The sequence below is a fragment of the Streptomyces sp. NPDC055013 genome (genome assembly GCF_053608645.1).
In genome coordinates this window covers 22,311-34,065 of record NZ_JBSGVW010000029.1, presented here as the reverse complement: position 1 = coordinate 34,065, position 11,755 = coordinate 22,311, and the positions used below count along the sequence as shown (strand labels likewise).

Sequence of the window (11,755 nt, the reverse complement as noted above, 5' to 3'; positions counted from 1 at the left end):
AGGTACCCCTAGGGGCACTCCACCCTTCGATGGAGAGCATCTCGGGGTCGTCTCCTCCCTCGGGCCCATGAAGGCTCCACCCTCCCGCCGCGTGAGGGTCAAGTGGGAAGCTGTTCCGCGGCAGATAGGTGCAAGGGGAAAGCAACAGGGGAGGACCCCGGTGGGCAGTACGGGACCCGCGATACGCGACACCGCGCAGAGCACCGGAACCCCGAAGCGGGGAGCCGTGGTTGCGGCCCTGATGCTCGCGATGGCGCTGGCGGCACTCGACGCCACCATCGTCTCCACCGCCGTACCGCAGATCGTCGGCGACCTCGGCGGCTTCTCCGTCTTCTCCTGGCTGTTCTCCGGCTATCTGCTGGCCGTGACGGTGACCCTCCCGGTCTACGGCAAGCTCTCCGACACCTTCGGCCGCAAGCCGGTGCTGATCGCGGGCTCGGCGCTGTTCCTGCTGGGGTCGCTGCTGTGCGCGGTGGCCTGGAACATGGGGGCGCTGATCGCGTTCCGGATCGTGCAGGGGCTGGGCGGCGGGGCCCTTCAGGGGACGGTGCAGACACTGGCCGCCGACCTGTACCCGCTCAAGGAACGCCCGAAGATCCAGTCCAAGCTGTCGACGGTGTGGGCGGTCTCGGCCGTGGCCGGTCCCGGGGTGGGCGGGGTCCTGGCGGCCTACGCGGACTGGCGCTGGATCTTCCTGATCAACCTGCCCATCGGGGCGGTGGCGTTGTGGCTGATCGTGCGGTACCTGCACGAGCCGCAGCATGCCAAGGACACGCGTGCGGATCCGACGGCCACGCGCGCGCGTGTCGACTGGGCGGGCGCGCTGGCGGTGTTCGCGTGCGGGGGCGTGCTGCTGACGGCGCTGGTGCAGGGCGGGGTGGCGTGGCCGTGGCTGTCGGTGCCGTCGATCGCCTTGTTCGCCACGGGACTTGCGCTCGCCGCGGTCGTGGTGATCGTGGAGCGCCGGGCGGCCGACCCGATCATCCCCGGGTGGGTGTGGCGGCGCCGGACGATCGCGGCGGTGAATCTGGCGCTGGGCGCGCTGGGGCTGCTGATGGTGGCGCCGGCGGTGTTCCTGCCGACGTACGCCCAGTCGGTGCTCGGGCTGGCGCCGGTGGCGGCCGGATTCGTGCTGTCCGTGTGGACGTTGAGCTGGCCGGTGTCGGCGGCGCTGAGCCAGCACGTCTATCGCAGGATCGGCTTTCGCAACACGGCGATGCTGGGCATCGGGACGGCGTCGCTGATCCTGCTGGCGTTTCCGTTCCTGCCGTATCCCGGGCAGGCGTGGCAGCCGACGCTGCTGATGCTGTTGCTGGGGGCGGCGCTGGGGTTGTTCCAACTGCCGCTGATCGTGGGCGTGCAGTCGACGGTGGGCTGGTCGGAGCGGGGCACGGCGACGGCGTCGGTGCTGTTCTGCCGTCAGACGGGGCAGACGCTGGGCGCTGCGATCTTCGGCGCGGTCGCCAACGGGGTGCTGGCGTCGAGGCTCGGCGGGGCGAGCGACCTGGACTCGGTGACGCGGGCCCTGGATTCCGGCAGCGCGGCGCCGGAGGCGACCAGGCGGGCCATCGCCGACGCGGTGCACGCCGTGTACCTGGGGGCGTCCGCCGCGGCGGCGATGGCGTTCCTGATGCTGTTGCTGCTGGCGCCGAGACGGTTCCCGGTACTCGACGAGGACGGCTCACGGAAGACGGACATGGACCTCGGGGTTGGCCGGTGACGGCCCGTCGAGGACGGGCTGCGGGACGCCCTTCAGATGCAGGTCGAAGAACGCGGCGACGTACGCACGCGTGAGGGCCAGTGAACGCCCGTAGGGCAGCGGCGCGGTGTCCGGGATGCCGAGGAGTTCCCCGAGCAGAGGCGCGTCGGTGAACGAGCCGTGGTCGGTTCCGTCGAAGGTGAGCCGGCGCTTCCAGCCGTCGAGGTCGGCCCAGGCCTCGTCCCATGTCGTGTCGCGCGGGGGCCTGTTCTCGGCCCCGATCATCAGGAAGGGCCGGCCGTCGAGTCCGCCTGCGGGGACCGGGGAGAAGAAGGTGCCGTCCATGTTCACGCCGGCCCGTACGCGCGCGTCGGCGGCCATCGTCGCGGCGGCCGCGTTGCCGCCGATGGAGTGCCCGGCCATGCCGGTCCGCTTCGGGTCGATCACGCGCGCGTACCGCCACGCAGGGTGCCGCCCCGTCAGCCGGTCGAGCACGAAGGAGACGTCCTCGGCACGGCTCCGGGCAACGGCCGAACCTCCGATCGAGTCGAACTCGTCGCAGATGGCGCAGGGCAGCGTCCGCCCGTCGGGGAGGGTCGTACCGGCGTTCTCGTACGGGTGGTCGACCAGCGCGACGACGTATCCGCGGCCGGCGAGGTCCTCGGCGAGAGCGGTCAGGGTCGCGCGCGGCAACGTGAACCCGGGCGAGAGCACGACGAGCGGGAACCGGCCGTGCGCCGGACGGGCCTCCGTGCGCGCCCAGGTGCGTACGCCGCTGATCTCCTCCGGCGCAACCGTGGTGTCCGGGACCCTCAACTCCAGCAGCAGACGGGCCTCTTCGGTGGTCATGTAGGGAGCCGTCGCTCCGCCCGTGCCGGGGCGGGCGGGGTAGTACATGGACACCATCAGCTGACGGGCGCCGGCGGACGGCACCCAGGGGTCCGGTCGGTCGTGGTCGACGAGGTGGAGGGTGCTGCGGCCGACGGCGTGCAGACCGGTGGGGCCCGGCAGCCGGGCCGCCCCGGCGAGGGTGGTGGAGGCCGCGGGGTCGGCGAGGGCAGAACCGGCGGACACGGGCGCGGCGGAGCCGGGCCCCGTGCCCGTGGCGACGGCGGGCGCGGTCAGGGCGGGCGCGAGCGCGAGGACGGCGGCCGCGGCGACGGCTGAGAAGCGTGATCGGTTCATGCAAAGGACGCTAGGCCGCGGCCCCTGACCGGGCGTCGCCCCGCAGTCCCCTCCTCCGGACGCCCGGTGGTACCGCGGACGGACCCTTACCCTGGCCGTCATGCTGACCCTCGAACGCCTGCGCGCCGACCACGCGCCCGCCCTTCTCGCCTTCGAGGCGGAGAACCGGGAGTACTTCGCCCGTACGATCCCGGACCGCGGCGACGCGTACTTCGAAGCCGCCGGGTTCGCCGCCCGGCACCAGGCCCTGCTGGCCGAACAGGACGCCGGAATCTGCCACTTCCATGTCGTACTGGACGACGAGGGCCACATCGTCGGACGGGTCAACCTGATGGACGCCGAGAACGGCTGCGCCGAACTCGGGTACCGCGTCGGTGAGCGAGCGGCCGGCAAGGGCGTCGCCACGGCGGCGGTGGCGGAGCTGTGCCGGATGGCAGCGACGGCGTACGGACTGACGTCGCTGGTCGCCGTCACCACCCTGGACAACCGCGCCTCCCGGACCGTCCTGGAGAGGAATGCCTTCACCGTGGTGGAGGACATCACCATCGACGGACGGCCCGGGCTCCGCTACCGGCGCTCGCCTGACGCGCCGGCTCACCTGAAGTAGCGCAACCGTCGCCTGCTGTAGCTCATAGCCGACTCAAAAGTCTGAGTTAACGGGGGTAACGCACCAGGTCAGACACGGTTCGGTGAAGGAAGTGCATACCGACCACTCAGTTTGAAGAAACCCTCGCGTTCAACAGGTACTCCGAAGTAACGTGCGTGGCTCGCCCGCCCCCCACACTCCCTGCGGTCCGCCGCACCGGACCCGAGTCACGCAAGGAGCACGGGATGTCCTCCCCGTACGACCCATACGCCGGCTACCCCTGGCAGCCCCCCGACCCACCGCAACCACCCCCACCCCCACAGCACCGAACCCCCGATCACCCACCGCTCGGGCACCACCGTGACCTGCGGATCCTGCGCACCGCCTACCGCTGGCAGCGGCGCGTGGCGACGCTCACCGCGCTCGGCTACTTCACCCTCTTCCTGATCCTGTCCGCGTTCGCGCCCGGGTTCATGTCGGGCACGGTCACCGACGGCCTGCCCGCGGGCCTGCTGCTCGCGCTGCTCCAACTGCCGGTCACCTGGCTGGCGATATGGCTGTACGAGCACACCGCCCGGCGTTACGTCGACCCGCTCGCGGACCGCATCCGCAGGGAGGCCGCGGTGGACGCCAAGCGGGAAGCGGGCAAGCGGGAGGCGGGCAGGCAGGGCACGGGGCAGAGGGAGACGTGGCGATGACGGACTTCAGCGATAACGCGCAGGCGATGTCGCTGGTCGCCTTCTGTGCGGTGGCCACCGTCACGCTGCTGTTGTGCGTGATGACCGGCCCGGACCGGGACGACCTCGACGAGTTCTACACGGGCTACAGCTCTCTGTCCCCGATGCGCAACGGCCTGGCGATCGGCGGCGACTACATCAGCGCGGCCACCGTGCTCGGGACCACCGGTGTGGTCGCGCTGTGCGGTTACGACGGGATCGTGCTGGCCCTGAGTACCGCCCTGTCGCTGATGCTGCTGATGTTCCTGCTGGCCGAACCCCTGCGCAACGCGGGCCGGTTCACCATGGGGGACGCGCTCGCGCGCCGGATGCCGGGGCGGGGCGTACGGATCGCGGCCTGCGCGGTGACGCTGGCCGCGCTGGTGCCGCTGATGCTCGTGCAGCTGGCCGGGACCGGGCAGCTGCTGGCGTTCATCCTCGGATTCTCGAGCGACACCCTGAAGACGGGATGCATCGTCGGCCTGGGCGTGCTGATGATCAGCTACGCGGCGATCGGCGGAATGAAGGGCACCGCGCTCATCCAGATCCTGAAGCTGGTGATGCTGCTCGGATCGGGCGCCGTGGTCGCCGTACTGGTGCTGGACCGGTTCGACTGGGACCCGGGCGCCCTGTTCAACGCGGCAGCGGACCGAAGTGGGGTCGGCTCGGCGTTCCTGGAGTCGGGTCTGCAGTTCGCGGGTGGTCCGCATCCCCGGCTCGACATGATCAGCTCCCAGCTCGCGGTCGTCCTCGGCGGTGCGGTCCTGCCGCACATCACCATGCGCATGTACACGGCGTCGGGCGCCCGTCAGGTGCGCCGCTCCATGTCGTGGGCGGTGTCGAGCGTGGCGCTGTTCGTGCTGGTGATCACGGTGGTCGGCTTCGGCGCGACGGCGCTGATCGGGCGCGAGGTGATCGCCGGGGCGGACCCGCAGGGCAACACGGCGTATCTGCTGGGCTCCAGGGCCGCGTTCGGCGCCGAGGTCTCCACCGCGGAGACGCTGCTGTTCACGGCGGTCACCACGGCCATCTTCCTGACCGTGCTCGCCTCGGTCGCCGGCATGATCCTCGCCTGCGCCAACTCCCTGGCCCACGACGTGTTCGCCACCCGGCTGCGGGAGCTGTCCGGCCGCCGCGAGATGATGGTGGCCCGGCTGGCGGCACTGGCGGTGGGCGTCCCGGCGATCGTGCTGGCCACGATGGTCCAGCACCGCAGCCTCCAGCCGCTGGTGACGCTGTCCTTCACACTCGGCGCCTCGGCGATCGCCCCGGCCCTGGTCTACAGCCTCTTCTGGCGCCGGTACACGCGGTCCGGTCTGCTGTGGACGCTGATCGGCGGCTCGCTGGTCGTGCTGGTGATGATGCCGGGGACCAATCTGGTCTCCGGGTCGCCGATCTCGGCCTTCCCCGAAGCCGACTTCAACTGGTTCCCGTTCACCACGCCCGGGCTCGTGTCCATTCCGGCCGGGTTCCTCTTCGGCTGGCTGGGGACGGTCGTGTCGGGACGGGGCAAGTCGGAGGAACAGCGGCGGCAGTACGAGGCCGTCGAAGGGTGGATTCTGGCCGGGGCGGTGCGCAGGGGGAACTGAGCCTGCCTCACGGGGCCGGGGCCGGGGTTGCGCCCCGGATCCCGGCCCCGCTTCACTCCAGGGCCGCCTGCCGCTCCAGCGTCGAGAGGCTGTTGCGCATCTGGTCCATCTGCATGCGCACCTCGTCCCACGTCTCCCCGTGCTCGCGCAGCACCTGCTCCGTGTCCCGGGCGATCTCCTCCGCCCGCTTGCGCGCCTGCTCGACCACCTCCTCCGCACGCGCCCGCGCCTCCACCTGCAGGGTCTTCGACGTGGTCTCCGCGTCCGCGAACTCCTGCTGCGCCTCGGCCAACGCCGCCTCGGCCCGCGCCACCCCCTCCTCCTCCGACGCCTCCACCGCGGCCAGCCCCTTCTCGGCCTCCCGCTCTGCCTCCTCCTCCCGCGCGGCGTGCTCCTTGGCCTGCTGGGCGAGCAACACCTTGGTGCGCTGGCGCGCCTCACGCATCGGGCCGAGCACCTCCCCGCGCTCCTCCTTCACCTCACGCCGGGCGGCGATACGGATCTCGCCCGCCTCACCGCGCGCGGCGAGCAACCGCTGACGGGCGCACTCCTCGGCCTCGGCGTTCACCGCGTCGGCGTGCGCCTGTGCCGCGTCACGCATCTCGTCCGCGTACGTCTGAGCCTCCTCCATCAGCCGCTGCGCCTCCTTGCGCGCACCCTCCCGCACGGCGGCGGCCTCCTCCTGCACCATCTCGAACAGCCGCCACGCCCGATGCCCGAGTTCCTCGTACGTCTGCGGGTCGAGTTCGTCCACCACCTCGCGCAGCCGCTCCGCCTCCGCATCCATCTCCCTGGCGAGCACGGTGAGCCGGGCGGCCCGCTCCCAGGCGGCGTCACGGTCGCGAAACAGGTCGTCGATGTAGGCGTCGACCTGTTCCGGACGGTAGCCACGCCCTCGTGCGACCACGAAGTCGTAGAGCGGGACCGGTGCGCTGCTCATCCTTGAACCCCTCTCCGCCGAACGGATGCGAAATGATGATTTAGCGCACATCTTGATGTATCGGGCGGAACCGTTCATAACGCGACACTCCGCGCAGGAGGCACGGCACGGTGGGCACAGAGGCACAAAGGCGCGGCGAGTAGCGCATACGCAAAGGGCCGGCCCCGGTCGCACAACCGGGAGCCGGCCCTTTCACAACCCGCACGCCGCCGTCAGCGGCAGTCGGGTGACATCACCTCACATCGAGCAGCCGCACGGCGTCACAGCAGCCCGTCCCACATCTGCTCCAGCAGCACCGACCACCAGCTCTCCGGCGACCCGAGCGCCGCCGGGTCGAGCGAGGCGAGCTGGGCCTGGAAGTCGACGGTCCAGCGGCCCGCCTGCTCCTGGTTCAGGCCGAAGCGAAGACGCCACATCCGGCCCAGCAGCGCCAGACAGCGCTGGAACTCGAGCAAGCCCGTGTTCACGAACTGCGGCGGTACGGGCGCGCCGCCCGGGCCCGCCTCCACGGGCACGGCGACGATGTTCGCCGTCCCGTACTGCACACAGAGCGCCTTGCCGAAGTCGCTGCCCATCACCAGGTACGACCCCGCGTCCGACGCCGGCTGCACCCCGCGCTCCTGCGCCAGCTCCGCCAGCGTCGGAACGGGCCGCCCCGGCTGGGCCTGCGCCCAGAAGAACGGACCCATGTCCATCGGCAGACCACCGACCACCAGACAGTGCGCCACGACCGGCGGCACACCCTGCCGGGACACGGCGGCCTGCTCGAACCGGAAGAGCCCCGGCCCGAACGCCCCCGCCAGTTCCTGCGCCACGCCCTCCGGGGGAATCGGCGGCACCGGCTGCACCGGCTGCACGGGGACACGCACCGGCGCCGGCCGGGCGGGCCCGTCCGCCACCTGGTGCAACTCGCCCTGATGGGCGATCAGCTGCTGCATGCCCTGCTGCCGGCTCGCGTGATCCGTGCCGTACGGCGCGATCGACGTGATCCGCGCCTGCGGCCACTGCTCCCGGATCATCCGCGCGCAGTACGCGCCCGGCAGCTCACACGACTCCAGCTCGGTGTGCAGCTCCAGCACCTGGTCCGGGGGCACGTTCATGCCCCGCAGCTCGTGGAAGATCTGCCACTCCGGATGCGGCGTACCCGGCGCCGAACGCCGGATCAGCTGTTGCTCCGACCCGTCCTGCGCACGGTAGCGGAGCACGGCCTGGTAGCCGGGGCCCACGGTCGGCTGACCGGCGGGCGGCTGCGGGTAGCCGTACGCCGGTGGCTGCCCCGGACCGGGCCGGCCGGGCGGGGGCATCGCGCCGGGCGGCATCGGGGGCTGGGGTGCGCCGGGCGGCATACCCATCGCACCGGGCGGCACACCCGGGGCTCCGGGCGGGGCACCGGGGACGCCGGGCGGCATGCCGAGTGCACCCGGCGGCATGCCCGGAGCTCCGGGCGGCTGCGGCGCGCCGGGCGCGGACGGTGCAGGCGGCACACCGGGTCCGCCCACCGAAGGTGCGGCGAGCACCGTCTCCGCGTGGTGAACGCCATCGCGAGCGCCGCCAGGGGCACCCGGAGCACCGGGCGCGCCAGGGGCACCCGGCGGCTGCGGCGAACCCGGCATACCCGGAGCGCCGGGCGGGTTCGGGATGCCGGGCGATTGCGGCGCACCAGGCATGCCCGGAGCGCCGGGAGCACCAGGCGGGTTGGGAAGACCGGGCGGATTCGGCGCACCCGGCGCCCCAGGAGGTCCGGGCGGTCCCGGCGGCTGCGGGGCGCCGCCCATCTGGCTCGGGTCGGCCAGCACGGTCGCGGCATGGTGCACACCGCCCGGGGGCGTACCGCCGGGCGTGCCGGGCGGGTTGGGGGCGCCCGGAGGCTGCGGTGCGCCGGGCATGCCGGGCGCACCCGGGGCACCCGGAGGCTGCGGAATGCCGGGCCCGCTCGGGGCACCCGGACCCTGCGGAGCCCCCGGCCCGGCAGCGCCCTCGGGCCCGTCGGGGCCGAGCGACGACACCAGCTGCGTCGGAACGTACCCGCCCCCCGGCGCACCCGGAGCGCCCGGTGTCCCCGGAACCCCAGGCGGAGGCGGCGGCGTGGCCCCACCCCGCGCACGAGGAGGCGCCGCCTTGCTGGTCGCGGCATCGGCGATGTCACCGGCGTTGGGCGCGAGCGAGCGCCCGGGCGTCTCCGGAGCCTGCTGCGCACCCTGCGGATAGCCATAGGAAGGCGCAGGCAGCGGCGTGGCACCCGCCCCAGGAACACCCGGCGCGGGCGTACCCGGCGCACCCGGCCCCTGCGGATAGCCGTACGAAGGCGCACCCGGCGGCGGAGGCGGCGTACCCGGACCGGCCGCACCCTGCGGATACCCGTACGAAGGAGGCGCCCCCGGCGGCGGCGTCGCGCCCGGCACGTCGGAACCGTCCAGCGCCGGCGAGACCGCGGTCTTCGGAAGCTGGCTGCCGCCCGAGATCAGCGCCGTCTTGGCGTCCGGCGGCGTGGCGTCGTCACCGCTCAGCGGCGGTGCGAACACCGTCTCCGGCAACGGCACCGAACGGTCCTCACCGGGATCGGCGTTGGTGTCCGTACCGGCCCAGGGAGTCGCCCCGTCAGGCACCCCGGGCTCCCGCGGCGGAGGAGTCGACGCAGACGCGGCACCCACCGGCACCCCGCCCTGCGTCTCGGGCAACGACCCGGCACCCGACGTACCGCCGCCCGCACCGGTGTCGAAGTCCGAAACCGAAGCCGAGCCCGAACCGGAGCCCGAGCCCCCGTCCCGCCGGTCCGGAACCCCTATCCGGTCCGCCGCCTCCTGCAACCACTCCGGCGGCGTCAGCAGGAACGACGTCTGATTCAGATCCACCCGCGCCGGGGCCGCCGGCGCCGGCTGCGCAGCCGCGTCCCCACGGCCGTACTCCTCCTCGTACCGGCGAATCACCTCACCCACCGGCAGCCCGGGCCACAACGTGGCCTCCCCGCTGTCCCGGGCGATCACCAGCCGCTGTGCGCCCCCGTCCGAACGCGGACCGTCGGCGCGGTCCTCGGCCCACACCACGAACCCGAGCCCGAACTCCCGTACCCGCACCTCACGATGCTGGTACCCCGGCACCTCACCGTTGATCCACTCTTCCGCACGCTCCTGCGCCTGTGCGAACGTCACCATCGCGAAGCTCACTCCCCCACAGCCGCGGCAGCAACGGGCACCACACGCGCGAACCCACCGTCCACCATCAGATTCGCCACCGTCTCCAACTCCGGCGGAGAACCCGCCAGCCGGGACAAAAACGCGTCGAAGTCCTCACCGCAGGGCATCAACAGCCGCTCCACACGATCCGCCGGCGCCCACGAAGGATCGACGTCCCGCGCGTCGTCGTACGCGCAGAACCACACCGAACCCAGCCGGTCGCCCTTCACCTTCACGGCCAGCAACCCGCCCTGCACGAACCCGACACCCAGGTAGTCCTTGGTCAGATGGTCGCGCAGACACTTGTTGACATAGACCAGGTCATTGACCGCGGCCTCGTCCCGCACCGTGAACAGCGGCTGGTCGACCAGCAGACCCAACTCCGCGTCCAACGCCGTCCCCACCGGCGCACATCCGCCCGCGGCCTTCAGGAACGACCGATACGCCCCCGGCAACCGGTACCCGAGATCCTCCTCGACCCCCAGCGCCTGCGCCTCCGTCACCGCCACACCCGACTTCGGCAGCCGGAAGTGCGCCGGCCGCGTCTCCTGCAACGGCCGCGTCCCCCGCTTGTCGTGCTCCACCGCCGACGTCGCGATACCGCCGTGATGCCGCAGCAACGCCTTCACCTCGACCGGAACCAGCTCCAGCCGCCGCGAACCCACCACGTGATGCCACGTCCAGCCGTGCGGCGTCGCCACCGCCGGCACCGTGCCCCACAACTCGTGCCCCGACGCCGCCAGCGCCGCGTTCGCCGACACATAGTCCGTCAGCCGCAACTCGTCGACTCCGAAGCCCTCCGGCGGCTCCGCGATCTCCACCGCCGCGCGCGCATACGGCGAGAAGTCGGGGTGACCACGCTCGTCCACCCGTACTCCTCTCGGGTGACGCGACGCGCGAACCGGATCCGGGAAATGCACGACCTGCCCGGCGTAGGCCGCGTTCGGCGGCGCGGCGTGTCCCCCGGCCTGGCGGCCGGGAGGTGCCCCCAGCCCGAGCCGACCTGTCGTCATGGCGGTTGCCCCCTGCGGCGTTCAGATACGGTCCGCCATGACCACTCTCGGTCACAACGCCCCGTATCAACTGTCTCGTCCCCGTCCACGCGTCACTGCATGGAAAGCGGTGCCGACAGCCTATGCGGTACGACGACACCGGTCACCGGCGCCGGTTGCGACCCCCTCCGCTTCCGTGACCAGCCGTCACCCTGCCGTGACAGCCCGCCCAAACCCGGGCGTGTCGCGGCGCCCCAGCTTCCGCACCCGCCACGCCGTTTGGCACTCTGTGACGTCCGAGAGCATGCCCGGGGGATGCTCGGGAGGGGATGAGAACATGAACGCGACGCAGACAGGCCAACCCGCCGCCAGGTCCGGCGACCCCCGCATCGGCTGGAGCGCCACCGAAAACCCCCACGCGCCCGCCCTCCGCCACCGCCGCGACGGCATACTCCCCACCGTCGCCGCCGCCCTCTCCGTCCGCGGCGAAACCCTCACCGGCACCGCCGCCCGCGGCGACCAGCCCCCCGCGCTGCACCACCTCGTCCAGGACTTCCTCGACACCCTCACCAGCGGTCAACGCGACCGCTTCACCGGCCGCTGCGCCGAAACCATCCTCATCTCACGCCACATCACCGCGGCCGACGCCACTCGCAGCAAACGCGCCGCCCGCAAACCCATGACCAACGGCGAAGCCCGCAAAGCCCTCAAACAGGCCAAACTCACCGCCCGCCGCATCCGCGAGGACGGCGACCCCCTGCACGGCAGCTTCGCCACCCCCTGCCGCGCCTGCACCGCCCTCAGCGCCCACTTCGGCGTCCGCGTCGTCGACCCGGCAGCGGCGGACGGCTGACCTCTCAACCCCGCCACGGACT

General features: G+C 72.4%; 9 protein-coding genes. 5 read left to right on the top strand and 4 right to left on the bottom strand.

Annotated elements, in window-relative coordinates; genetic code table 11:
* The first annotated feature begins 160 nt into the window (after positions 1-160).
* Positions 161-1,720: an MFS transporter gene (locus ACWGDB_RS29805; RefSeq protein WP_453825263.1), complete on the top strand. Its 1,560-nt coding sequence runs from the start codon at positions 161-163 to the stop codon at positions 1,718-1,720.
* Here the strand turns inward: ACWGDB_RS29805 and ACWGDB_RS29800 are convergent.
* Positions 1,682-2,884, bottom strand: coding sequence for an alpha/beta hydrolase family protein (locus tag ACWGDB_RS29800; protein ID WP_453825262.1), 1,203 nt, complete (start codon positions 2,882-2,884; stop codon positions 1,682-1,684). The genes ACWGDB_RS29805 and ACWGDB_RS29800 overlap by 39 nt on opposite strands.
* 100 nt (positions 2,885-2,984) lie before the next feature.
* On the opposite strand from ACWGDB_RS29800, the gene ACWGDB_RS29795 reads away from it, so the two are divergent.
* From ACWGDB_RS29795 to ACWGDB_RS29785, 3 genes are all read left to right on the top strand, one after another.
* Entirely contained in the window at positions 2,985-3,491 is a 507-nt protein-coding gene (locus ACWGDB_RS29795; RefSeq protein ID WP_453825261.1) for a GNAT family N-acetyltransferase, read from the top strand.
* A gap of 224 nt (positions 3,492-3,715) precedes the next feature.
* The gene (locus ACWGDB_RS29790; RefSeq protein WP_453825260.1) at positions 3,716-4,168 is read left to right on the top strand and encodes a DUF485 domain-containing protein; all 453 of its coding nucleotides are present in this window, start codon (positions 3,716-3,718) and stop codon (positions 4,166-4,168) included.
* The gene (locus ACWGDB_RS29785; RefSeq protein ID WP_453825259.1) at positions 4,165-5,775 is read left to right on the top strand and encodes a sodium/solute symporter; all 1,611 of its coding nucleotides are present in this window, start codon (positions 4,165-4,167) and stop codon (positions 5,773-5,775) included. The genes ACWGDB_RS29790 and ACWGDB_RS29785 overlap by 4 nt, the downstream gene beginning before the upstream one ends.
* A gap of 52 nt (positions 5,776-5,827) precedes the next feature.
* Here the strand turns inward: ACWGDB_RS29785 and ACWGDB_RS29780 are convergent, their stop codons facing one another.
* The 3 genes from ACWGDB_RS29780 to ACWGDB_RS29770 form a co-directional block, all read right to left on the bottom strand.
* Positions 5,828-6,715 carry a cellulose-binding protein gene (locus ACWGDB_RS29780; RefSeq protein WP_453825258.1) on the bottom strand — a complete coding sequence of 296 codons (888 nt, stop codon included), beginning with the start codon at positions 6,713-6,715 and terminating at the stop codon, positions 5,828-5,830.
* Between the two features lie 260 nt (positions 6,716-6,975).
* A complete protein-coding gene (locus ACWGDB_RS29775; RefSeq protein WP_453825257.1) occupies positions 6,976-9,867 on the bottom strand; it encodes an SUKH-4 family immunity protein in 2,892 nt (963 codons plus the stop codon).
* An 8-nt stretch (positions 9,868-9,875) separates the two neighbouring features.
* On the bottom strand, positions 9,876-10,901 hold the full coding sequence (locus tag ACWGDB_RS29770; RefSeq protein ID WP_453825256.1) for an SMI1/KNR4 family protein: 1,026 nt from the start codon (positions 10,899-10,901) through the stop codon (positions 9,876-9,878).
* A gap of 316 nt (positions 10,902-11,217) precedes the next feature.
* Here ACWGDB_RS29770 and ACWGDB_RS29765 point away from each other — a divergent pair, with 316 nt between their 5' ends.
* Positions 11,218-11,733 carry a YwqJ-related putative deaminase gene (locus ACWGDB_RS29765; protein ID WP_453825255.1) on the top strand — a complete coding sequence of 172 codons (516 nt, stop codon included), beginning with the start codon at positions 11,218-11,220 and terminating at the stop codon, positions 11,731-11,733.
* Positions 11,734-11,755 lie beyond the last annotated feature (22 nt).